Genomic DNA, 22,256 nt, shown 5'->3' on the forward strand with positions numbered 1-22,256 from the left:
GACACGCTCACATTCCCGGCGTTTTTCAAGGTAGTTGTCGCGTCACCGTCTAATTATGCAGCTCTTTTCTCAGCTGGCTGCTCCCGGTCTGGGTTCAGCAGCACCGTGCCTATCGGCTCCCAGTTGCGTGTCTGGCCAGGCCAGCGCTCCGGATTTTTCTCCCTCGCCTGCTTGTACACTACATGACGCCGCGCCAGGATCTTTCGGTCCAACCCTTGGTGGCGTTCGGCCGGGGTCACGAATCGGATTCGGCTAAGCCGGCGGTTGTGGCTGGCTAACCTGGACGGCAGAATGCACCTCTCCGGCCCTCCACTCATCCCGATGCATAGATAGGGTTAAGGGAGCACGCGGTGCCATCGGTCAGTGCAATGGCGTAGAGGTGTGAGTCTATGGGCACAAAGTTAGCATTCAGATGTGTTACGGGCGATCGTTCTCAAGCCCGGCGACGGTAGACCGACGGTGTTGGCATAACCCGATTCAGCATTGCTTGAACCCCAGCGCACGACGGCAACATCTTCGGGTGGTGCCGCGCCCCTCTCCCAAGGGCCGAGGATCTGCAGCACATCAACGCTATTACGACGCTCAGGAGGTGTTTTGCGGTTCAACAGCTTGGCATTGCGCTCAAGGCACCGCTGATCGCGGGGATCGATACCCTTCGCGACCAGCGCCCTTGCTATATCACGCAGAGCGCGAGCATCGCCTACCGCTCGCTTATTCAACCGCACTTTGTTTCCACCCCTTCCGCTGCTACGCTCTTGAGTCCTCGATTGGAGCCAAAACGATGCCCAGCGAATATTCACTTTCTGATGTTCTTGAGCGGCTATATCAAAATAAGCTAGCCCTGGAGGCTGCGGTGATGGAACTGACCTTGAAGGTAGAAAACCAAAGTACAACAGATATTGGCGCCAACGTCCGAGGGGCACTTCACACGATCGGCGAGAACGCCGGACACATCAAACAGGCTTGGCTAAGCTGAGAGCCCAGGCACTGATTAGCGGACCCAACGCACCGGCGAGCTTGGCGGTTATCCTGCTCAGCAGGAAGGCTGGACTTGCCGAAGTGTCAGACTTCCCGCGTGTTGCACGGCGACATCGTGAAGATACGGGCCCTCTCAATCTTTCGTTATCAAAAGCGGCGCACCTTGATAATCCTGCCCGAAGCTATCTTATGCTTGGGCTTGGCCACTCGAATAACCTTGTGCTGACCATCGGCCGTTGTATCAACGAGCACGCCATTCATGACTTCCATCACACTGAGTCCGGCCGCCAGCGTATTGATATAGGCCGCATTAATCGTGCCTTTCGCCATCGCTGGAATTTTCTCCTCCAGCCGGCTCACCAGTTCATCACACAACGGTTGGTTGTCATTTATAATGAGAACCACATCCAAGGCCAGCAAGGAGCCAGCCATCGTGTCATTTCTGCGTTCCGGGACAAGTGCCGCCCTTCCTTGGGATGCACGCAAGGCGTTTGGCCGTCGACGCCGCATAAACCTTCTACGGAACCACCGACACCCCACAGAAGCCCGCCCTCCTCAGCAAGTCCTAATGAATGGCGATTTAAGCCATAGAGAGCGGATTCCAGGGACCACTGTTCTGGCATCGACTGTACGTCTTTGAAGCAGGCCTGGCGCTGTGCAGTCTCGCCGCCGTCGTCGTTCTCAAACTGCCTCCGGGAGAGCGGATCAAAATCTTTGAATCGCTGGACTTCGTAACCTTCGCGCTACTTGCTCCGGGGCTGGCATTGATAGCTGCGGTGCTGGCCCAGGGCCGCGTGCAATGGTGGAACAGCCAGCTATGGATGGGGTATGCGCTGCTCGCATCGGTCATTTTGCTGACCGCTGCCTTCATCATCGAGTACAACCGCAAGAACCCATTGCTGCAAACTCGCTGGCTGGGATCATTGGAGACTTTGCGTTTCGCCATGGGCGCAATGATGTTGCGCTTCATCCTCTCAGAACAGAACTTCGGCGCCGTCGGACTACTACAGACACTTGGTATGGGCGCAGACCAACTGCATTCGTTGTATGCAGTCATGCTTGCAGGTTTGCTGGGAGGTATGTGCACCAGCGCTCTGACGTTCAGTCAGAAGGCGGTGATTCCGCAGATCCTGACGTCCATCGTCCTGATAGGCCTGGGTAGCTTCATGGACGCCGACGCAACCAATCTGACGCGTCCACACGATATGTTCCTCAGCCAGGGACTGCTCTCGTTTGCAGCCGGGATGTTCATGGGGCCGCTGATGCTGATTGGCGTAATGAGCGCCTTGAAAAACGGGCCGCAGTACATGGTCAGTTTTGCCGTGCTGTTCTCTCTCACCCAAAGCATAGGTGGGTTGGCGGGCCCCGCTGCTTTCGGCTCTTTCCAGGTGATGCGCGAAAAATTCCATTCGAGCCAGATCAATGGCCATCTCGACCCGACCAATCCTGTGGTGGCTCAGCGGTTGCAGATCCAGAACCAGATCTACAGCGCGACCCAGACCGACCCTGTTCTACGTCAGGCCCAGGGCATCTCGCAACTGAGCCAGGTAGCCAGCCGTGAAGCCAATGTGCTGGCATTCAATGACGTCTTTCGTGTTATCGGCTTGCTGACCATCAGCTTCTTGAGTTGGTCGCTATTCCACACCGTGCGTGCCGCACGGGCGGCAAAGAAGGCCGAACAGCCCAAGCCCGACATTACCCATCCTGTGACTGTGTGACCCTCTTATGACCCGAAATGACAAAGCCGGAAACGGACAGCCCAACCCGCAGAATCCAGCGACGCAAGACTCCATCTCGGTGGCAGATACTGGCAGTGCGGCCCAGGACCCGCCAAAAATCATAAAGCCCCGACGGGGTACGGTTTTCATAATGATTGGTGTGGCTTTGGCGGGTATTCTGGCGATTCTTTACGCTTGGCAATTCTGGCCTTTCAACAGCGCCATCACCACCACTGAAAACGCCTATGTCCGGGGACAGATAACGGTCATGGCACCTCAGGTCAACGGTTATGTCGCAAAGGTATTGGTGCGCGACTTCGAGGCTGTGCGTCGAGGCCAGACCCTGTTGCAAATCGATGATCGGATTTATCGCCAGCGAGTCGAGCAAGCACAGGCCGACCTTGACGCCCGGAAGGCAGAACTGGACAACTCTGTGCAAACCCAGGCGTCAGACCAGGCGACACTCACCTCTCGAGGGGCGGAACTCTATTCGGCGCAAGCAGAATATGCCCGTGCGCAGGCCGACGAACTGCGGGTCAACGAGTTGGCCTCTCGTGGGTCGGTCTCTGTACGTGAACGCGACCAGATTCGCGCGACCGCTCGGGCCGCCAGTGCGAACGTCAAAAAAGCGCGAGCCGCCATCAACATTGCAGAAGAGACCGTCAAGTCCACCCGTGTTTCACGAGGGGTGCTCCAGGCGCAGGTCAGAACCGCACAAGCGGCTCTTCATCTGGCTGAGATCGATTTGGACAATACACAGATCAGGGCGCCGCGCGACGGCGTTCTCAGCGAGGTATCGGTGCGTCTTGGCCAATATGTATCGGCGAGCTCGCAACTGCTCTACCTGGTGCCGGAACAACTGTGGGTGATCGCCAATTATAAGGAAACCCAGATTCACCATATGCTAGTGGGCCAACCTGTCAGCCTTGATGTGGACGCACTGGACGGCGCACGTCTGACGGGGCGACTCGAACGTTTGGCCCCAGCCACCGGCTCGGAATTCAGCGTCCTGCGTCCGGACAACGCAACAGGCAACTTTACTAAAGTCGCACAACGTATTCCCGTTCGAATAGTCCTGGATCCAGAGCAACCCTTGTTGCACCGGCTGCGTCCAGGCATGTCGGTGATCACCCATGTCGATACCAGCGACACCTCGAAGCGGAGTTCGGCGCCATGAATATCAAAGCGTATGGTGCCCTGCAGTGGATGTCGTTAGGCGCCGCATTCGGCTTGATTGCTTGCGCCCCGGTCAAAACAGCCTCACCCCAGGAGGCCAAAGTATTTGCCCCGGCGGCCTGGCGCGCACCCATCGGAGTCCCCGCACCGATATCCGGCACGTGGTGGCAAACGTTCGATGAACCAGCGATTAATGACCTGGTTGAGGCTGCTCTGGCCCATAACACTGACATTCTAGAGGCCATATCCAGAGTTGAAGAAGCCCGACAGCAGATCAGGCTGTCCCACTCAGCGCTGTTGCCGACTCTGGACGGTTCGGTCGGCGGACAAACCAATCGCAGTTTGGGGACTACCGGCATCACCCATACGCGGTCCATACAACCGGAGCTGCAGGCGTCTTATGAACTGGACCTCTGGGGCCGCCTGCGCACCTTGGAAAACGCGGCGCAGATGAGTTATCAGGCAAGCCAGTCTGACAGGGATAACATTCGCCTGTCTGTGGCCAGTACCACCGTGCGGGCCTACATTTCACTGGTGTCCCTGGACACCCAGCTAAAGGTTACCCGAGATACCGCACAATCACGCCGTGACGCATTGCGTGTCGCTGAGGATCGAGCAAACGAAGGCTACACCTCGCAACTGGAACTTACCCAGGCGCAGTCTGAGTACGAATCTGCCGCACAGATGATCCCCGAACTTGAGCAGGCTATCCGTCAGCAAGAGAACGCCATTCGTTTATTAACCGGCACGCTGCCGGGCGATCTACACCGGGGACGAGAGCTTCAAACCCTTACACCGCCCACGGTGCCAGGACTCTTGCCCGCGCAATTGCTGCGCAGGCGCCCTGATATACAGCAGGCCGAACAGTTGGTCGCCGCTGCTGACCTGAAGCTGGATGCACGGCGTGACGAATTCCTCCCCCAAGTGCAACTGTCGAGTGGCATAGGACGGCTTTATGTAAATGCCTTGGATTTCGATCCAGTCAAAGTTTGGGATCTGGGGGCGAGCGTCTTGGCACCGATCTATAGCGCTGGTCGACTCGAAGCCCAAGTCGGGGTCGCCACCGCCCAACGCAATCAAGCGGCTTATTCGTACAGGGCCACTGCGCTCAAAGCTTTTGGTGAAGTTGAAAATTCATTATCTGGCGTCAAACGCCTCGAGGAGCAGATAACGCGAGTGCATGCTCGCCGGGTTACCTTGGCTCGCTCACTGGAAATCGCCAGGGATCGTTACCAAGGGGGCTACTCTTCGTACCTTGAAGTACTGGACGCTCAGCGCAATCTGTTTAACACCGAATTGTCAGCCATTCAGATTCGGGAGAACCAGCTTAAGAACGTGATTTCTCTGTATCAGGCGCTTGGAGGGGGATGGGTGCCGGAAAAATGAACAGGGTCCCAGCAATGAACCCCGCGGTCGAACAGGTCCCATCACCATGAAGCAAATCCCCCTCACCTCTTGTCTCATTCTGATACTGACACCCTTCGCCCTAGCAGAACTGACAGTTGTTGAGGGTCTGCCCGGCGACTTCGCTCAAACCGATCTTCGAGTATTCGATGCTCAGATGAATGGAGGGACACCTAACGGACTTTTCCGTGCCGAGGTCTCCCTGCTATCTGATGAGGCCTGGATGCTACCCATCAGCAGTTCTCGGTTGAGCCCAGGCAAGATCACACCTCGAACCCTGGACATGCCTGGCCTGCCGCCCTTCTTTCTGGTGGGGGACGATCCCAAGTCACTGGCTTGGCTTCAGGAGCGGGGCACAGTCCTGCGCGAGCTGGGTACAGTTGGCCTGGCTGTCGAAGTGGCTGATTTAAAAGCTCTGGCTCGGATTCGCGCAGCCGCTCCCGGGATCACCATTCTCCCGCTCAATGGCAACAGCATCGCAACACGCTTGCAGATCAAGCATTACCCAGTCCTGGTCACTGCCACCTCGCTGGAACAGTGAATCGAGGAAATGGCCTTCGAAACAGAACACCCTGCGAAAGTTTAGATTTTACAGGGGTGACTATCTCATCAAGCGCCCTGCTTTTCTATTGCCTCAAGGTATGCAACCAAGGCGCGTGGCGCCTCGTTTAGAATAAGCAAACTTTTAAAATTATCATTTTCAAATGCTGCGCGACAAAGACCAGCAGGTAACGCCAACATTGCAACCGCATACACTTCACACATTTCGGTACTGACATTAGGAATGCGTAACATAACAACATGACTATAAATTTCTTTGAGCTGTACCTGTAAATCAGAAGCCTGAAGCTGGCCAGCAGAGAAATTCGGGCTGATCATATGCAGAAAATCAGGATTTTTCTCAACATACTCCAGCAATGGAAGCACTAAATGTTTAACTGTATCCGCCGTACTAAATCCAATCCAGGTGGCGGGTTCAATAAGAAGAAGCTCACTGGCAATTTTGCCTAGCGCATCAATATGGCGACGGCCCAATGCGCTCAGGACCTCCTCCTTATCCCTAAAAAAATGATAAAGCGACCCAATGGAAGTACCCGCTTCCTTGGCAATACCATGCATGGTCAGACTGAGCACACCTTTCCCCACCATGAGGCGTGCACAAGCATCCAGAATCATCTCGACACGCTCATGGCCACGCATCTGTTGTGGACGACGTTTGTATCTCGGGGAGGCGGGTGCCTGTGAGTCTGTCATGATCTTCAAAATCGAGAGGGCTTTCCATTATGGCATGGCGTCCAGTCGATCACATCGTCGGCCAGGCAGGCCGCGAACAGGAAGCCTGTGGATCGCTGCGCTCTCAGAGCGTCGAAGGGCTTACTTGCGCATCAGTCATGTCAAACAGAGGGACGCCATTAAGCAAGCCGTATCAATCGCGTATGCGGCCCTTCCGCCAACATAGGCAGAGCGCCACTAGAAACCCGCCTGCTGACATCAGTGCAGCACAGAGAAATATCGCAGCATAGCCAAAACCTGAGGCAACCAGGCCCATCACCGGGCCGGCGATCCCCACTGCAATATCAAAAAATATTGAAAGGGCACTGAGCGCCGAGTTACGGTTCGCGGCCGGAGTGCTCGCCAATGTCTCCACGCCTAGCCCCGGATAGACCCATGACACCCCTATCCCGGTCAACGCCCCGCCGGCAATGGCCAGCGCAGGAGACGGCGCGAGCCATATCAGCAGCATGCCCAAGGTCTGTACAAGCAGGCACCCACCCACCACCTTGTACCCTCTGAATCGCTGCAGTATTCCCGGCGACGACAATCGGGCAACGATAAAACCTGCCCCGAAGCCACTTAGACAGTAGGCGGCGTGATCCCAGCCCAGACTGTCGAAGAACAGTGCGACGAACGCCGTCAGCCCGCCAAACCCCACCGAACTGCAAACCAGGACCAGGCCATTTGGCATGACGGCGAACAGGACTCGATAAAATGCCAGACGGGCGCCTGTCACTAATGGAGCTGACCGCTTGCCCAGAGCCAAAAGCAGGAACATCAGGCCAAGCAACACGGTGCTCAACCCCACACTGGCGATACCCAACGAATTGTGCAGCAGCACACCCAGTGGCGCGCCAACAGCCGTGCCGCCGTAAGCCGCTATTCCGTTCCACGACATGACCTGTGCTGCCCGAGGGGCACCGCATAACCCGATGGCCCAGGTGCAGCAGGGCGTGGAAATCATGGCTGTGGACGCCCCCAACACCAACCTCCCCAGCAGTAATAGTGTCAGGGTCAACCAGGGTTGGGTGTGCAGGAAAATGGCGAGCGCAGTCAGGGTGCCGCTCAACATCAAGCCACTGAACCCACACACCACCGCGTATTTGGCACCCAGGCGATCGGCCACGCCACCAGCCAAGGGGCGGGTCAGGAGCGTCGCCAGGTACTGCGAGCTGATCACCACACCCGCGAAAACCGAGGGCAGGCCCAGGTCATTGAGGACGTAGCCCGGCAACACAGCAAGCGGCAAGCCACTGCATACGTACGAGATAAAGTTGAAGCTGATAATGGACAGAATCATCCAATGGCTACGGGTCGCCTTGTCGCTGCCATGGCTCAAAACACCGATATCACCCATCATTGATCACTTGATTGCATAGCAGCCCACGGCGACGATGTACCCGTTCACCCGCTGCAGAAAAGTCCTCTTGTATTCGTTCTGCCCGGTCATAGGGTTGCGCCACAGATAGGCGATCTCCCCTGTTTCATGGGCGCTCATCTGCTTGAGAATATCCTCGCCAATAGGCTTGCCGTCGGTTGAGCGCAATGACTTGAAGTCGGTGCCGATCAACCGGGGCGAAAAACCGTGAGCGACAAACCGCTGGGTTTTCAGGTCCACCACAAAGGCATAAAGATCATCCCGGGTGAGCTGCTTATCGTGCTGATTAATGAGGCTGAAGGTGGTTTTAGCGTCGTTGGCAACTTGCCCCGAGATTTGGCGCAGCAGTTGTTGTGCCTGTTCCGGGCTCGACCGTGGCATGTAGTAACCCACGGAGATCACCCGATCCTGCACACGCTGATAGAACACCCGTTTGCGCTCGACCTTGGCGTGTTGCCAGTTCCACCAGCGGTATTCGGCGCTATGCACAACGCCGTCATCTGGCTGTGAAATGGCTTGCTGGAATACAGCTTTGAGGTCGTCGTCCAGGAAGCTGACCACCGGTTTGCCGACCAGTGAAACTGAAGGCCCGCCGCTCGCAAGCATTACACCGGAGGTATCTACCACGTAGATGTACAGCTCACCATCGACATAGGCCCCCTGCCGGCTGAACTCGGCTAACGCTGTGTCGCCCTTGGCTTTGTACTCGGCGACAGCTTTTGCCAGCAAGGCTTTGGCACGCTGGGTGTCGGCACCATAGGCATCCGCTGGGGCTTGCTGAGCAACGCCGACTAGAGAGACAAAACACAGGCAAAGCGCAGCGAATGCTCGATAAAGGCCCACTGTCGTTTCCTTTGGTGATCTTTCTGTTTTCACGATGGACTGAGGCCCCCCTTGGGACTGTGTGGTGATGCATTCCGTGATGGTTAATTCAGTCACCCAGGCGAAGATCCACCGTCAAATTATCGATGAGTCGCGTTTTACCGATGCGCGCCGCCACCAGGATCACAAAATGAGTATCAGTGCTTGTCACAGGATTTAAATTCTGGGCATTCCTGACCTCAAAGTACTCCAGCTGAAAACCGGCGTCGCTTATACGTCGACGACATTCCATCAACTGGCCCTCAGCCACCCGACCCTCAACCTGGATAGACGCCGCCATTTGTTGCAGGCATGCATAAAGCACTGGAGCAATGGCACGCTCTCTATCGGTCAGATAACCGTTGCGGGAAGATAACGCCAACCCATCCGGGGCTCGAATGGTCGGAGCAGCGACAATGTCGACTGTCATATTGAGATCCCTGGCCATTGAACGAATGACCGCCAACTGCTGATAGTCCTTCTCCCCGAAAACCGCGACGCTCGGCTGAACGATATTCAGCAATTTGACAACGACCGTAGCCATGCCATCGAAGTGTCCTGGGCGCGCTGCACCGCACAAACCTTCGGAGACGTTCGGCACACTAACAATGGCCTGGTTAAGCATTCCTTCGGGATAGATCTGTTCGACAGCCGGGACAAATAGCGCATCACAGCCAGCGTCGACCAGTTTCTCTCGATCCGCCTCCGGCGTCCGAGGATAGCCGGCCAGATCCTCACTCGCCCCGAACTGGAGTGGATTGACGAAGATACTCGCGACCACATAATCAGCCCGCTGCCTGGCCCAATGAACCAGGGCTATATGACCCTCATGTAAATTGCCCATGGTTGCCACCAGAGCGACTTTCTTGTTTTCACTGCGCGCGCGGGTTACCAACGCGCGAAGTGCACTCACTGTGTCGACCGTCTGCACGCCTAAGCCTCTTTGGCCAACTGTGTATTTATCGCGTCAAGCAACCGAGGGTCATCCGCCGTAACGTCCGGAGCGAAACGCGCAACCACCGCGCCGTGGCGGTCGATCAAAAATTTCTCGAAATTCCACAGCACGTCCGTGGTGTTGGCCGACTCGATGCCATATCCCTTCAACCGCTCACGGAACGGACCGTCACCGATGGCTTCAGGTTGCGAGCCAGTCAGTTGAGTGTAGAGAGGGTGCTGATCCGCGCCGACCACCGAGATTTTCGAGAACAACGGAAAGTGGACGTCATAGTTGACCGAACAGAACTCGACGATTTCCGCGTCGCTCCCCGGCTCCTGTTCCCTGAAGTTATTGGCCGGGAAACCCAACACCTCAAACCCCTGGTCTTTTTTACTTTGGTACAGCTTTTCCAACCCCTCGTATTGCGGGGTCAGGCCGCATTTTGAAGCGACGTTGACCACCAGCAGAACTTTGCCCTGGTAGTCGCCCAGGCGGCTGGCACTGCCATCGTTTTTTTTCAAAGGAATGTCATAAAGGGAGTTATTCATCTGATTGCCTCCTGCGGCAGTACTTCAAAGGGTACGGCCGATAATTTCTTTCATGATTTCCGAGGTGCCGCCGTAGATCCGAGCAACGCGAGCATCTACCCAGGCACGGCTGATCTTGTATTCGCTCATGAAGCCATAACCACCGTGCAATTGCAGGAACTCGTCGAGCAGCTTGCCCTGCATTTCCGACCCCAGTAGCTTGGCCATCGCGGCGATTTCAGGCGTCAACTCACCGCGCATCACCTTGGTCAGGCAGTCGTCAACGAACACCCGCAACATGGTGGCCTGGGCCTTGGCTTCAGCGAGTTTGAAACGGGTGTTCTGGAAGTCGAGCACCGGTTTGCCGAAGACCTTGCGCTCACGGGTATAACCAATGGTTTCCTCCAGCAGCGTGTCGATCGATTGCGCGGCACGGATCGCGATAATCAGGCGCTCCCAGGCCAGTTGATGGGTCAGGTATTTGAACCCCATGCCCTCCTCGCCCAAACGATTGCCGACAGGCACCCGGACTTCATCAAAAAACAGTTCGGCGGTGTCTTGCCCTTTCAGGCCGATCTTTTCCAGCAGGCGTCCCTTGGCGAAGCCGGCACGGTCTTCTTCGACGCAGATCAAGGTCAACTCTTTGGCCGCGGGGTCAATCTTGGTGGCAGTGACCACCAGGCCAGCATTCCCACCGTTGGTGATAAAGGTCTTCTGGCCACTGACAATGTAGTCGTCACCGTCGCGCCGCGCCGAGGTGCGCATGGCCCTCAGGTCACTGCCGATCCCCGGTTCGCTCATGGCGATCACGCCAATCAATTCACCACTGACCATACGCGGCAGCCATTGCTGCTTCTGCTCTTCGCTGCCGTAGGCCACGATATAAGGCGTTACGATTTCCGAGTGGGTGGTGAAACCCACGGCAGTGGCGTTGGCTCGCGCCAGCTCTTCGATCATCACCGCCGAATGACCGAAGTCACCTCCGGGGCCGCCATATTCTTCTGGCACCGTGGAGCACAGCAATCCGTTCTCGCCGGCCTTGAGCCAAACCTCCTTGGGAACGATGCCGTTCTTTTCCCACTCATGCAGGTAAGGCACGATTTCGCGGTCGACGAAGCGGCGGGCCTGATCACGGAACATGTTGTGGTCTTCTCGAAATACGCCACGCATTTTGCTTACTCCAGATCGATTCTTGTTGTGGGCAATGGGTGATCAGCGGTCCTGATAATCGGGATCGCGCTTGTCGACAAAAGCCGCCACCGCCTCTTGATGGTCTTCGGTGTGATGCGCCAGCGCCTGATACGCCGCGGACAATTCCAGCAGCGAATCCAGGCGCATATGTTGGCCTTCACGCAGCAGGCGCTTGCACAGGCGCAACGCATGCCCCGGATTACTGGCGATTCGTCGCGCCAGCGCCTGAGCTTCCGTCTGGAGCGTTTCGTGCGTGCAGACTTGCTCCACCAGGCCCCATTCCAGCGCCTTTGCGGCATCGATGGCATCGCCGGTAAACGCCATGAGACTGGCTTTGGGAATGCCGATGATGCGCGGCAACAGCCAGGCACCGCCGTCCCCGGGAACAATGCCCAGGCGCACGAAACTCTCGGCGAAGATCGCCTTGGGCGCCGCCAGGCGGATGTCGCACATGCACGCCAGATCGAGACCCGCGCCAATCGCCGGGCCGTTTACCGCCGCGATGACTGGAATATCCAGCTCGTAAATCGCCAGGGGAATGCGTTGAATGCCATCGCGGTAGGTATTGCGCAACTCATAGGGCGAACCGGCGAAGATACCGCCACGCTCGTGCATATCCTTGACGTTACCGCCGGCACAGAACGCGCTGCCATTGCCCGTGAGCACCATCACCCGCGCCGACTTGTCGCGCCGCAGTTCCGCACACAGGTCGACAAACTCCTGAATCTGCTCGGGCGTCGTCAGCGCATTGCGGGTATCGGGATGGTTCATGCGCACAGTGACGATGCCGTCCTCGCGCTCGATCTGAAGAAAGTTGCTCATGCCGGGTTACTCGCAGGGCAGATTAAGGATTGCTGGCCGTGGCTGGTCAGCAACGGCCAGTATCCATCGCTGCCTCCCTGGCATATTTGAGCGCCGAAACGTTGACTCCAAACGCTGGCCGATCCGAATTCGCTGCGCCACGCCCACAACCGCCGCGTGAGCAAATGCAGGGGGTACTCCTCGGTAAACCCGATAGCCCCATGCACGGAATGCGCAATGCCGGCGCCAACACTGGCCGCTTCTGCCGTGCTGATTTTCGCGGCAGCAATGGTCAGCGCGGCCAGGCCCCAACGGGACTCTGCAAAGGCGGCCTCGGCGGCAATGCCGGCGGCAGCAGCCTGTTCGGCGAATACCGCCAATTGCTGTTGAATGGCCTGGAACGAACCAATGGCCTTCCCGAACTGTTTGCGTTCGCCGGCGTAGTTGGCGGTCATGTCCAATAGCGCGTGCAAAGCCCCGGCGGTCTGCGCCGCACGCAGCATCGCACCGCCCAGTTCCAGGACATCGGCGTCGAGCCCGGCGGGTAGCGGCGCTTGCGCCAGTACCTGGGCACTGGTGAACCCCAGGTCATCCCGTGGCTCGCCCGCCACATTCAAGCTCGGCGTGAGTTCGCTGGCAGCACTGCGCTCAAGCAACACCACATGTGGGACACCGGTTACGCTATTGGCAATCGCTACCAGCGCTTCGACATTGCGCCCCCAAGGGACCGAATAGGCAGCGCCATGAACGCGCTCGCCATCGAGCACCAGATCAGCGCTGGCCGCCATGCTCAGGGCGCCTGCCCTGCCCTCCAGGCCGGCCTTGCTCAGTAGCCAGTTGGCGAGCAGGGCCTCACCCAATGGCGCGGGCACCGAAAAGCGCCCGGCGGCACGGACCAGCACATACATATCGGCCCAACTGGCTTCAGCACCTCCCAGCGCTTCGGTGACACCCGCCTGGGTAAAGCCCGACTCGTCCAGCGCGGCCCATAATTCGGCCGGCCATTCGCCTCCTTCACAACCCATCACATAAGCCGGCGTCGCCACATCGGCAAACAGGCGTTCAATCGTCGTTTCAAATATCTCGCGCATTATCGCAACCCCAACCCGCGGGCAATGATGCCGCGTAGAATTTCGCGCGTGCCCCCGCGCAGTGAGAATGAGGGCGCCATCTGAGTCAGGTAGGCCAGCACCCGTGCATGTTCGCTGCCGCCGTCTTGCCGTGGTTCGGTTTCCAGTAACAGCTGGGCAACCTCGGGAATTTCCTGCTCAAAGGCATTGCCCAAGTCCTTCACGCAGGAAGCCGCCCAGGCCGGATGCTCACCCGCTGCCAGCTGTGCCGTGACCGACAACGACATATTGCGCAGTGTCAGCAACTTGGCCGAAAGCCGCCCGATCTCCCGCGCCTGTAGCGCATTGGGTGTCTTACCCACCGCGTCAATCAGCGTTTTCAACAAGGCCATGCAACTGAGGAACCGCTCAGGGCCGCTGCGCTCGAAGGCCAGTTCAGCGGTGACCTGGTCCCACCCTTTGCCTTCAGTGCCGATCAAGGCGTCGGCGGGCAGCCGCACATTGTCGAAAAACACTTCGTTGAAGTGCTCGCCACCGGCCAGGTCGCGAATCGGTCGGATGGTGATGCCGGGCAGGCTCAGATCGACGATGAATTGCGACATGCCCTCATGCCTGGCGGCCTGTTTCTCACCGGTACGCACCAGGGCAATCATGTAGTGCGAATGGTGGGCGTTGGTGGTCCAGACCTTCTGGCCATTGACCAGCCAATCATCGCCCTCACGCACCGCAGTGCTTTTGATCGACGCCAGGTCCGAACCGGAATTGGGCTCGCTCATGCCAATGCAGAAGTAGCTTTCACCCCGGCAAATGGCCGGCAGGTAATGCTGTTTTTGCTGCTCGGTGCCGAAACGATTGATCAGCGGCCCGCTTTGCCGGTCGGCGATCCAATGAGCCGATACCGGCGCACCGGCAGCCAGCAACTCTTCGATAATCACATAGCGGGCAAACGGGCTCGCCTGTGCACCGCCGTAGGCGTTGGGCAAGGCCATGCCGACCCAGCCCCTGGCGCCGAGTTTCTTGCTGAACTCGGCGTCGAACCCCATCCAGGACCGCGCACTCAGGGTGGGAGGATAATCGGCCAGCGTGTCGTGAATGAACGCTCGCACCTCTGGGCGAAGCGCTTCCGCCTCGGGAGGAATACTGCTGTAGGAAAATTGACTGATGGCCATATGCGCTCTCTCACGCTCAACACAGGCGCAATCGCTTCGAACGAAGCGACCACAGAACGGCAACCGCTCCACAGCCGCCATTGGCCGGCGACTGTGGGAGCAGCGACAACTTACAACGCGGTTTGCGCGTCAGCCTGGGCGAACATCGCATTGATGTCGCCGGAGGTGACCGGCTTGTTGTCATGGCGACCATGATCGGCGCCGCCCAGGCCCAGGGCAGGCTCGATGCTGACGTGCGTGGCCTGAGCCCGTAGCGCGCCGACCGTGCAGTTTTCCCGGCCATGGATGGAGAACGGATCGAAGGAAAACTCACGCATGGCATTCAAGTGAGTGACCTTGTCGATCATCTCCTTGGGCAGGTGCTGCAACCCTTCCCAGGCGGTTTCCGGCGAGTTTGGCCAGGTGCAGTCGGAGTGCGGGTAATCGCTTTCCCAGGTGACCATCTCGGCGTTCAAGTAATCGAGGTTTTTCAGGCCGAAATTATCTTCGATGAAGCACGTGATGAAGTGCTTGTTGAAAATGTCACTGGGCATTTTTCCGTCGAAATTGGAGTTGGTCCAGGCGTTGTGATGACGGTGGGTGAAGTCAGCCCGCTCCAGCAGGTAAGGAATCCAACCGATACCGCCTTCGGAAAGCGCCATGCGCAGGTCCGGGAATTTTTTCCACATGGGCGCCCAGATCCAGTCGGCGGCGGAGTTGGCGATGGAAATCGGCATGGAGGTAATCCAGGCATCGATGGGTGACAAATCCGATGCGTGGTTGGCTTTTACGCCGGTACCGATGTGACAGCAGATCACCACCTTGTTATCGCTGCAGGCCTTCCACAACGGGTCCCAGTAATCGCTGTGAATCGACGGGTAACCGTGAATGGCCGGGTTATCCGACAGCGATAGCGCGTGCACCCCCTGCTTGGCCAGGCGCTCGACCTCGGCGGCAGCGGCCTTCATGTCCCACCACGGCACGATCATCAGCGGGATGAAACGGCCTGGCGCTGCATTGCACCAGTCATGCAAATGCCAGTCGTTGTAAGCCTGGATGGCCGCCATCGACACGTCACGGTCAGCGTGCACCTGGAAACGTTGCCCGGCAAAACCCGGGAAGGTAGGAAAGCACAATGAACCTAGCACGCCGTTGGCGTTCATATCGTCGACGCGGTCCTTGATACTCCAGGTGCCACGACGCATCTGCTCGTAGCCCAGCGGCTCCATGCCGTATTCCTCTTTGGGTCGGCCGACCACGGAGTTGAGGCCCATGTAGCCAGTGGCCTGCTCCTCGAACACCCAAACATCGCGATCGCCTTTCTTGATCACATGCGGCTCGCGCCCCTTGAAACGGGCAGGCATGTGACGAGCAAAGGCATTTGGCGGCTCGATCGCGTGGTCATCGACACTGACGAGAATCAGATCTTCAACTTTCATTGTTTTCCCCTTCGCATTCGGGCTTGTTGTTGTGCCTGAATCATAGTGCACATCTTGATTTAATTAAACACATTTTTTATTTGTGTTCATATTAAATCAGACCCAAGCGCCCATCAGTCCCACTGCACATGCAGGTAGTGCGGGCCGCGCAGCTGCGCGCCGACGATTTGCGGGCCGGGTTTGCTCGGGTCGAGGCGAATGTTGGGCATGAGGTCGAGGATGGCATTCAGCGCACAGTTGATCTCGGTTTTGGCAACGAACTGACCGATACACATGTGCGGACCGAAGCCGAAGCCGAACGAGGGTTTGGGTTTTCGGTCGATGTCGAATTGATCGGCATTTTCGAACGCCTCTTCATCGCGGTTGGCGGAAGTGACAATGCATTGCACCATCGCCCCCTTAGGGATGGGCACGCCACGAATCTCCAGGTCTTTAGCGGCCTGACGCACCTTGAAAGTAGCCACCGGTTCAAAGCGCACCGCTTCATCGATGGCCTTGTTCACGAGGCTGCGGTCATTGCGCACCCGCTCCAGTACGTCCGGATTTTGCAGAAGCAAGGACATCAAGGTGCCGAAGGTTCGGGTTGTGGTTTCACTGGCAGCCGGAAGCAGCGAACGCACAAAGGTGGCAATCTCATGATCGTCCAGGGAGCGACCCTGGTATTCGGCGTTAATCAGCCGGCTGATCAGATCATCGCCCGATGCCCCGCTTGCGCGACGCTCGGCCACGACTACTTTCACCACATCATACAAGGACTGCGCCGCTTGCATGGCGGCGCCCCGGGCAGCCGCGGCTTTTTCCGGGTCGACTTGCGGACCCGCCAGAATGGCCAGGGCCCAGGCAGCGTATTGCTCGATCTGCTCGGGACGGTCCTCGGGGAAGCCGATCAACGAGTAAATTACCCGGATGGGGAAATACAGCGCGAAATCCATCAGGTCCGCGCCTTTGGCCTGCACCATCGGCTTGAGGTATTCCTCGCGAATCACCCGGTCGATCTTGGTTTCTTTCCAGCGATTCACCGTCTCCGGCATGAAGACCGGCTGCAACAGGTTACGGATGTTCTTGTGGGCATCCCCGTCCATTGCCGTGAGGATCAAGCCATCGAAAAACGCACCCAGCCCTTCCGCGATGAAACCACTCGTGAAGGTGCCGGCGTCACGCATGACAGCCATGACATCGTCGTACTTGAACAATGTGAAGGTCGGTCGACTGGCATCCAGCCCGGCAATCGAGGGCACGCCCAGCCGGGCCATGAAATTGTCTTGCAGCACCGGCGAGTTGGCGCGCATGTCGCGGTAGACCGCGTGCAAGTCGATATCGCTGGTGCCGCGATAATTACTGGCTACGTCAGTAAAAACCTTGACCAGGTCACTCTGTGCGGGTGTGGACATGATCGTCTCCGTAATTTTTGTCATTATTTTTCAAGAAAGCTCGCTTAAGGCCATACTTTACGGCCAATCATAGGCCTTGCCCGAACACTATTGGACACTTATTAAAAAATAGATCATATATACCTCGACATCGAAGGTATCAATAGGCCTGCTGCACCAGGGTCATACGACCTCCAGCCAACATCAGCGCGCAATACAGCCCAAGCTCTACCACTTGGGCCGTGGAGAAGAAGTCCCCAAGCTGGAGGAAATCGGTGTCGTCAATTGCCAGGTAGTCGCCGGCAAACAACTCGGCATAACGCAGCGCAGCGCGCTCGGCTGGCGTGAAGGACGCGCTGTCCGTTGCCATGCACGCAATATCTTCCTCAGTGACCGCATCGGACTTACGCGCCAGTTGGCAGGCCTTGCAGGTGGTGATGCTGGCAATCTTCAGCCGCACCAGCTCGCGCAAGCGCTCATCGAGCACACTGTCGTTGTGCAAGCTCTCCATCAAGCCCAGCCAAGCCAGCGCTACCGCCGGTCGATGCGCCCAGACCTGAACCGGCGTCGTGGAACTGAGCATGCGGCTGTACCGACCACGCTCGACTGCGTCCTGCAACGCAACCGGCATGGCCTCCAGCGAAACCAGCGGTAGGCGCGCCATCTCAATCGAGCCGTTCGATGATGGTCGCCGTGCCCATGCCGCCAGCGCAGCAAATGGCTTGCAGGCCAAAACGACCACCACGGCGTTCGAGCTCGTTCAACAAAGTCGTCATCAATCGCGCACCGCTGGCACCCAACGGATGACCGAGGGCGATGGCGCCACCGTTGACGTTCAACTTATCGTGAGGCACACCGGTTTCCCGCATCCACGCCAGCGGCACGGAGGCAAACGCCTCATTGACTTCGAACAGGTCGATGTCGTTGATGCTCAGCCCGGCCTTGCTCAATACCTTCCAGGTGGCATCGATGGGGCCTGTGAGCATCAACGTCGGATCGGAACCGACCGTGGTGAAGGCCACAACCCGCGCGCGCGCCCTGAGCCCGAGTTTTTTCGCGGTTTCGGCACTCATCAACAATAAAGCCGCAGCACCATCGGAGATCTGCGACGAGTTGCCAGCCGTAATGCGTCCAGTGTCCGGACGAAAACTGGTCTTAAGCGTCGACAGCTTTTCCCGCGACGTGTCACGACGAATGGTTTCATCCTGACGCAACACAGCGGCCGGCGCCGCCAGCACCCGCTCAGACAACTCCTCGACCGCAACCGGCACGATTTCATGATCGAAATAACCGGCATCGGACGCCGAGGCGGCGCGCTGATGACTGGCGAACGCAAAATCATCCAGGGCATCACGGCTGAGCCCCCATTTGTCGGCGATACGCTCGGCTGCCTCGCCTTGACCAGTCAGTTCATAACGCTGCGCCACCATCCAGCCAAACGCCTCGCCGTGAATTTCGCGATTGCTGCCCATGGGCACGCGGCTCATGTTTTCCGCGCCCCCCGCCACCACGACATCAGCGGCGCCAGCAGCAATAGCGCCAGCAGCCACATGCACCGCCACTTCACCCGAACCACATTTGCGGTCGATGGTCAGCCCCGGAACAGTCACTGGCCATCCGGCACCGAGCAAGGCTGTGCGGGCGATGTTGGCGGACTGCTCACCGATTTGCGTGACGCAACCGAAGATCACATCATCGACCAGATTCGGCGACACATCGACCCGCTCCAGCAAGCGGTTGAGCACCAGCGACCCAAGATGATCGGCGCGCACGCTGGCAAGGCCGCCACGGAACTTGCCGATTGGCGTACGTACGGCATCAACGATGACGATGTCTTTCATAGCGCGCTCGCCTTGAGCCCCGAACCCGGAACTTGTTTACCCTCTTCATAGCGGTAGACCCCCTGCCCCGACTTGCGACCCAGCCGCCCGGCGGCAACCATTTTGATGATCAGCGGGCAAGGCCGGAATTTTTCGCCCAGGGTCTGGTGCAAATAGCGCAGCACCGACAACCGCGTATCCCAACCAGTCAGGTCACCCAGCTCCAATGGTCCCATCGGATGGTTGAAGCCCAGGCGCAACGCCGTGTCGATGTCTTCGGCGGTCGCCGTACCCTCCTGGAGCATCCACATCGCCTCGTTACCCAAGAGCGCAGACATGCGGCTGGTGGTCAGTCCTGGCGATTCATTGACGACGATAGAGGTTTTGCCGATCTGCTCACACAGGGTGCGCGTACGCGCCACGACTTCATCGCGAGTGGCCAACCCTCGCACCAGCTCCACCAGCTTCATCTTGTGCACGGGGTTGAAGAAGTGCATGCCGATCACGCGATCCGAACAGTCCACCGACGCAGCAATTTCGGTCACGCTGAGGGCCGAAGTATTGGTCGCGATAATCGCGTCCGGTGCCAGCAGTGGCGCCGCCTGAGCGATAACGGTTTTCTTCACCGCCAACTGCTCGGACACCGTCTCCACCAACCAATTTGCGCCACTCGCGGCTTCGCTCAGGTCGCTGCAGGTCAGCAGGTTGGCCAGGGACTGCTGGGCTTTTTCGTCACTGACTTTGCCCAGGCGCACACCATCGGCAAGGATCTTTTCGATGCTCGCCCTGGCATTTGTCAATGAGGCGGCATTGGTATCGACCAGCAACGTGTTGAACCCGGAGCTGGCGAACGCATGTGCAATACCGGTACCCATCAAGCCAGCACCGACGACGACTACTTTTTCTTTATTGGCGTTCATGTTTGGCTCTCGATTAGGCGCAGTTCTTTTTACTGACCACATTGCGCAACGTGCCAATGCCCTCGACGCTGGCTTCGACCACGTCGCCTTCCTTGAGGAACACACCGGTGCCCATCCCCACCCCCGCTGGCGAACCGGTGAATAGCACGTCGCCACCGGCGAAACTCGAACGCTGCTGCACGAAGCGGATCAGTTGACCGACATCCCAGGTCATTTCCGCTGTCGATCCGTCCTGACGTACTTCACCGTTCACCTTCAAGGTCAGGCGCAGCCGCGGCGAACCTTCCGGGAACTCGTCCTTGGTGACGATCCAGGGCCCGAGGCCGGTGGTCTGGTCCTGGCTTTTCGCCGCGAACAGGTCCATGCCAATCCCCGCAGGCCCGCTGCGTTGCAGGTCTCGGGCACTGACGTCGTTGCCGACCGTGTAACCGAGCACGCAAGCCAGCGGGTTTTCCAGGTCGATCTCATCGGTGCCAATGACCGCGACCAACTCGACTTCGTGATCGAGCTCCTCAGTCAACGGAGGAAAGCGGATAGGGTCATTGGCGCCAATCAACGCGCCATAGGCCTTGAGGAATGCAACCGGCTGCGCCGGCGCCTGCAAGCCGAACTCCACCAGATGCTTGGCGTAATTGGCTCCCGCCACCACCACTCGGTTGACAGGCTCAATAGGCGGCAGCAAACGTACTTTGGAGAGCGGCAACGAGGGCCCGGCGAAACGTACCGAACTGATACCGCGCCCGGCCGCCACCGCGGGTGCCCAGTCTTTGAACTCTCCGCAAATGGGTGTCACCTGATTCTGAGCGACATCAACCACCGCCCAAAAAACCCCAGTATCAAAATACTCACAACGCGCCAGTTTCATCAGGCACCTACCTTGCCCAACTTGGCGGGATCCAAGTGCAGCAGGCGGCATGCGTTTTCATAGCGAATCTTGCGCAGGTCCGCGTCGGACAACTTCAAACCATGGGTCAGGTCGTGACGCACGGCATCGCTGCCGCCGAAGTTGCTGCCGTACAGCACGTGGTCTGCCCCAATGATATCGACCAGAGCCTGGCGCATCGGCACTTCATGCAGCTCGACGTCGAAGTAGAAGTTCTTCATGTACTCGAGCAGCGGCTTTTTGTTGTATTTGACGTCGAGGTTTTCGTTGGTCTTGGCCAGGCGACCGAGCTGGTACGGGACATAACCACCTCCATGGGTGATGTACACCTTCAAATCGGGAAAACGATCCAGCACACCGCCGCAAATCAGGTTCCAGAAACAGCGGCTTTCGTCGTACTGCATGCCTACGATGGCAGTGGTTTCGTAACGGTCATCATTGGCGTTCTTACCCCACGTGACCGACTGGTTGTAGCCGTGGATGAACATCGGCAGATCCAGGTCGCAGAGGGTTCTCCATACCACGTCGAGCTCCGGCGAATCGAACTCCAGGCCGCCGAAGTTGGCCCCTCCGGCGACCAAGCCCTTGGCGCCCAGCTCGGTGCAGGCGTAGCGCAATTCAGCCGCCGCCGCTTCGGGAGCATTGAGCGGTACATGGGCCCAGAACATCAGGCGATCAGGGGCGGCGGAGCAGTATTGCGCCAGCGTCTCATTGACGGTGCGGGCGAACGGTACGGCAAATTCGGCTTCGGTCCAGTACATGTAGCAATGGGATGGGACAGAAACCACCTGCAAATTCTGTCCCGCGGCATCCATGCCGGCCAGACGCGTTTTCGGGTCAGCCCAGCGAGCAAAATACTCCTCAAGCTTGGGACCGTTGCCCGAGCGCACGGCCGCCTTACGCTCGGGCGACCCAAGCCCGAGAATCCAATCACCTACACGCAGCTTGATATCGCCGTCGGCATGTTGTTCGAAGAACGGCCCCCAGTGAGGGTGCTGGTTGTAATAGCCAGGGTGTGGTGCGTGGGCGTGTAGATCGATAAGCATGTCTGGTACCTCGAGGTTGGCACTTTTTGTTGGTTTATTAGCGCGGCGCCTTCACATGGACAGGATCGACCCGTCACGAAAAGACTTACTACCAGGACCAGAGCTTAAATTTAAATTGAGCAGAAATCAAAATACTGTTCAATTTATTTTGAAAAATCGCCAGGAAGCCTGACGCAGGGCCTTCGACCTAAGTCTTGAAACGCATCGAGGGATTGGAAAGCACGAGCCAAGCTCGAAAAATGAGGAGTGCAGCGGCGAAAAAACTAGCGCCCGGAAACGCGAAGCCCTCGATATGCGAGGGCTTTAGTCAAGCG

22 protein-coding genes and 1 pseudogene are annotated in these 22,256 nt (G+C 58.0%); 5 read left to right on the forward strand and 18 right to left on the reverse strand.

What is annotated here, in order from left to right; all coding sequences use genetic code 11:
• Positions 1–53 precede the first annotated feature (53 nt).
• Positions 54–272: pseudogene (locus P2T68_RS24400) on the reverse strand (IS3 family transposase); the annotation flags it as partial.
• A 509-nt stretch (positions 273–781) separates the two neighbouring features.
• Here P2T68_RS24400 and P2T68_RS24405 point away from each other — a divergent pair.
• Positions 782–976, forward strand: coding sequence for a hypothetical protein (locus P2T68_RS24405; protein ID WP_013692859.1), 195 nt, complete (start codon positions 782–784; stop codon positions 974–976).
• 149 nt (positions 977–1,125) lie between these two features.
• On the opposite strand, the gene P2T68_RS24410 is transcribed toward P2T68_RS24405, so the two are convergent.
• Positions 1,126–1,410, reverse strand: a complete 285-nt coding sequence (locus tag P2T68_RS24410) for a hypothetical protein (protein WP_013692858.1) — start codon at positions 1,408–1,410, stop codon at positions 1,126–1,128.
• A 344-nt stretch (positions 1,411–1,754) separates the two neighbouring features.
• Between P2T68_RS24410 and P2T68_RS24415 the strand changes: the two genes are divergently transcribed.
• The 4 genes from P2T68_RS24415 to P2T68_RS24430 are packed head-to-tail and all read left to right on the forward strand — an operon-like array spanning position 1,755 to position 5,817.
• The gene (locus P2T68_RS24415; protein ID WP_277378420.1) at positions 1,755–2,696 is read left to right on the forward strand and encodes a hypothetical protein; all 942 of its coding nucleotides are present in this window, start codon (positions 1,755–1,757) and stop codon (positions 2,694–2,696) included.
• Between the two features lie 7 nt (positions 2,697–2,703).
• Entirely contained in the window at positions 2,704–3,873 is a 1,170-nt protein-coding gene (locus P2T68_RS24420; protein WP_277378422.1) for an HlyD family secretion protein, read from the forward strand.
• Positions 3,870–5,258: an efflux transporter outer membrane subunit gene (locus tag P2T68_RS24425; RefSeq protein WP_102617430.1), complete on the forward strand. Its 1,389-nt coding sequence runs from the start codon at positions 3,870–3,872 to the stop codon at positions 5,256–5,258. Before P2T68_RS24420 ends, P2T68_RS24425 begins: the two co-directional genes overlap by 4 nt.
• Positions 5,259–5,304: 46 nt before the next feature.
• A complete protein-coding gene (locus tag P2T68_RS24430) occupies positions 5,305–5,817 on the forward strand; it encodes an integrating conjugative element protein (protein ID WP_041475991.1) in 513 nt (170 codons plus the stop codon).
• A gap of 68 nt (positions 5,818–5,885) precedes the next feature.
• Here P2T68_RS24430 and P2T68_RS24435 read toward each other — a convergent pair whose 3' ends face one another.
• From P2T68_RS24435 to P2T68_RS24510, 16 genes are all read right to left on the reverse strand, one after another.
• Entirely contained in the window at positions 5,886–6,452 is a 567-nt protein-coding gene (locus P2T68_RS24435; protein WP_232925609.1) for a TetR/AcrR family transcriptional regulator, read from the reverse strand.
• A gap of 250 nt (positions 6,453–6,702) precedes the next feature.
• Positions 6,703–7,908, reverse strand: coding sequence for an MFS transporter (locus P2T68_RS24440; RefSeq protein WP_014338839.1), 1,206 nt, complete (start codon positions 7,906–7,908; stop codon positions 6,703–6,705).
• A gap of 6 nt (positions 7,909–7,914) precedes the next feature.
• Positions 7,915–8,868: a cache domain-containing protein gene (locus P2T68_RS24445; protein WP_233903647.1), complete on the reverse strand. Its 954-nt coding sequence runs from the start codon at positions 8,866–8,868 to the stop codon at positions 7,915–7,917.
• On the reverse strand, positions 8,861–9,721 hold the full coding sequence (gene panC, locus P2T68_RS24450; protein WP_102617432.1) for a pantoate--beta-alanine ligase: 861 nt from the start codon (positions 9,719–9,721) through the stop codon (positions 8,861–8,863). Before panC ends, P2T68_RS24445 begins: the two co-directional genes overlap by 8 nt.
• 2 nt (positions 9,722–9,723) lie before the next feature.
• Complete coding sequence (locus P2T68_RS24455) at positions 9,724–10,275, reverse strand: glutathione peroxidase (RefSeq protein ID WP_014338836.1); 552 nt, start codon at positions 10,273–10,275, stop codon at positions 9,724–9,726.
• Between the two features lie 24 nt (positions 10,276–10,299).
• Positions 10,300–11,424, reverse strand: coding sequence for an acyl-CoA dehydrogenase family protein (locus tag P2T68_RS24460; protein ID WP_014338835.1), 1,125 nt, complete (start codon positions 11,422–11,424; stop codon positions 10,300–10,302).
• A 42-nt stretch (positions 11,425–11,466) separates the two neighbouring features.
• On the reverse strand, positions 11,467–12,267 hold the full coding sequence (locus tag P2T68_RS24465; protein ID WP_014338834.1) for a crotonase/enoyl-CoA hydratase family protein: 801 nt from the start codon (positions 12,265–12,267) through the stop codon (positions 11,467–11,469).
• Positions 12,264–13,337: an acyl-CoA dehydrogenase family protein gene (locus tag P2T68_RS24470; RefSeq protein ID WP_014338833.1), complete on the reverse strand. Its 1,074-nt coding sequence runs from the start codon at positions 13,335–13,337 to the stop codon at positions 12,264–12,266. Before P2T68_RS24470 ends, P2T68_RS24465 begins: the two co-directional genes overlap by 4 nt.
• The gene (locus P2T68_RS24475) at positions 13,337–14,485 is read right to left on the reverse strand and encodes an acyl-CoA dehydrogenase family protein (RefSeq protein WP_034114487.1); all 1,149 of its coding nucleotides are present in this window, start codon (positions 14,483–14,485) and stop codon (positions 13,337–13,339) included. The genes P2T68_RS24470 and P2T68_RS24475 overlap by 1 nt, the downstream gene beginning before the upstream one ends.
• A gap of 110 nt (positions 14,486–14,595) precedes the next feature.
• Positions 14,596–15,903 (reverse strand): amidohydrolase family protein, encoded by a 1,308-nt coding sequence (locus P2T68_RS24480; RefSeq protein ID WP_014338831.1) that lies wholly within the window; start codon positions 15,901–15,903, stop codon positions 14,596–14,598.
• Positions 15,904–16,016: 113 nt separating this feature from the next.
• A complete protein-coding gene (locus P2T68_RS24485; RefSeq protein ID WP_014338830.1) occupies positions 16,017–17,294 on the reverse strand; it encodes a cytochrome P450 in 1,278 nt (425 codons plus the stop codon).
• Between the two features lie 139 nt (positions 17,295–17,433).
• Positions 17,434–17,937 (reverse strand): carboxymuconolactone decarboxylase family protein, encoded by a 504-nt coding sequence (locus tag P2T68_RS24490; RefSeq protein ID WP_014338829.1) that lies wholly within the window; start codon positions 17,935–17,937, stop codon positions 17,434–17,436.
• A gap of 1 nt (position 17,938) precedes the next feature.
• The gene (locus P2T68_RS24495; protein WP_014338828.1) at positions 17,939–19,114 is read right to left on the reverse strand and encodes a thiolase family protein; all 1,176 of its coding nucleotides are present in this window, start codon (positions 19,112–19,114) and stop codon (positions 17,939–17,941) included.
• On the reverse strand, positions 19,111–20,013 hold the full coding sequence (locus P2T68_RS24500) for a 3-hydroxyacyl-CoA dehydrogenase (protein WP_014338827.1): 903 nt from the start codon (positions 20,011–20,013) through the stop codon (positions 19,111–19,113). Before P2T68_RS24500 ends, P2T68_RS24495 begins: the two co-directional genes overlap by 4 nt.
• A 13-nt stretch (positions 20,014–20,026) precedes the next feature.
• Positions 20,027–20,878, reverse strand: a complete 852-nt coding sequence (locus tag P2T68_RS24505) for a fumarylacetoacetate hydrolase family protein (protein WP_034114489.1) — start codon at positions 20,876–20,878, stop codon at positions 20,027–20,029.
• Entirely contained in the window at positions 20,878–21,942 is a 1,065-nt protein-coding gene (locus tag P2T68_RS24510; protein ID WP_034114491.1) for an amidohydrolase family protein, read from the reverse strand. Before P2T68_RS24510 ends, P2T68_RS24505 begins: the two co-directional genes overlap by 1 nt.
• Positions 21,943–22,256: the final 314 nt, after the last annotated feature.

Origin of the sequence: Pseudomonas sp. G11 (assembly GCF_029457515.1) — a bacterium.
Lineage (GTDB): Bacteria > Pseudomonadota > Gammaproteobacteria > Pseudomonadales > Pseudomonadaceae > Aquipseudomonas > Aquipseudomonas gorinensis.

What these genes read in the sequence shown, in the direction of transcription:
- P2T68_RS24485 (WP_014338830.1), bottom strand. Translation starts at nt 17,294, where the DNA reads ATGTCCACACCCGCACAGAGTGACCTGGTCAAGGTTTTTACTGACGTA.
- P2T68_RS24475 (WP_034114487.1), bottom strand. Translation starts at nt 14,485, where the DNA reads ATGGCCATCAGTCAATTTTCCTACAGCAGTATTCCTCCCGAGGCGGAA.
- P2T68_RS24490 (WP_014338829.1), bottom strand. Translation starts at nt 17,937, where the DNA reads ATGGCGCGCCTACCGCTGGTTTCGCTGGAGGCCATGCCGGTTGCGTTG.
- P2T68_RS24480 (WP_014338831.1), bottom strand. Translation starts at nt 15,903, where the DNA reads ATGAAAGTTGAAGATCTGATTCTCGTCAGTGTCGATGACCACGCGATC.
- P2T68_RS24495 (WP_014338828.1), bottom strand. Translation starts at nt 19,114, where the DNA reads ATGAAAGACATCGTCATCGTTGATGCCGTACGTACGCCAATCGGCAAG.
- P2T68_RS24500 (WP_014338827.1), bottom strand. Translation starts at nt 20,013, where the DNA reads ATGAACGCCAATAAAGAAAAAGTAGTCGTCGTCGGTGCTGGCTTGATG.
- P2T68_RS24460 (WP_014338835.1), bottom strand. Translation starts at nt 11,424, where the DNA reads ATGCGTGGCGTATTTCGAGAAGACCACAACATGTTCCGTGATCAGGCC.
- P2T68_RS24425 (WP_102617430.1), top strand. Translation starts at nt 3,870, where the DNA reads ATGAATATCAAAGCGTATGGTGCCCTGCAGTGGATGTCGTTAGGCGCC.
- P2T68_RS24440 (WP_014338839.1), bottom strand. Translation starts at nt 7,908, where the DNA reads ATGGGTGATATCGGTGTTTTGAGCCATGGCAGCGACAAGGCGACCCGT.
- P2T68_RS24470 (WP_014338833.1), bottom strand. Translation starts at nt 13,337, where the DNA reads ATGCGCGAGATATTTGAAACGACGATTGAACGCCTGTTTGCCGATGTG.
- P2T68_RS24455 (WP_014338836.1), bottom strand. Translation starts at nt 10,275, where the DNA reads ATGAATAACTCCCTTTATGACATTCCTTTGAAAAAAAACGATGGCAGT.
- P2T68_RS24435 (WP_232925609.1), bottom strand. Translation starts at nt 6,452, where the DNA reads ATGATTCTGGATGCTTGTGCACGCCTCATGGTGGGGAAAGGTGTGCTC.
- P2T68_RS24505 (WP_034114489.1), bottom strand. Translation starts at nt 20,878, where the DNA reads ATGAAACTGGCGCGTTGTGAGTATTTTGATACTGGGGTTTTTTGGGCG.
- P2T68_RS24405 (WP_013692859.1), top strand. Translation starts at nt 782, where the DNA reads ATGCCCAGCGAATATTCACTTTCTGATGTTCTTGAGCGGCTATATCAA.
- P2T68_RS24465 (WP_014338834.1), bottom strand. Translation starts at nt 12,267, where the DNA reads ATGAGCAACTTTCTTCAGATCGAGCGCGAGGACGGCATCGTCACTGTG.
- P2T68_RS24420 (WP_277378422.1), top strand. Translation starts at nt 2,704, where the DNA reads ATGACCCGAAATGACAAAGCCGGAAACGGACAGCCCAACCCGCAGAAT.
- P2T68_RS24410 (WP_013692858.1), bottom strand. Translation starts at nt 1,410, where the DNA reads ATGGCTGGCTCCTTGCTGGCCTTGGATGTGGTTCTCATTATAAATGAC.
- P2T68_RS24430 (WP_041475991.1), top strand. Translation starts at nt 5,305, where the DNA reads ATGAAGCAAATCCCCCTCACCTCTTGTCTCATTCTGATACTGACACCC.
- P2T68_RS24510 (WP_034114491.1), bottom strand. Translation starts at nt 21,942, where the DNA reads ATGCTTATCGATCTACACGCCCACGCACCACACCCTGGCTATTACAAC.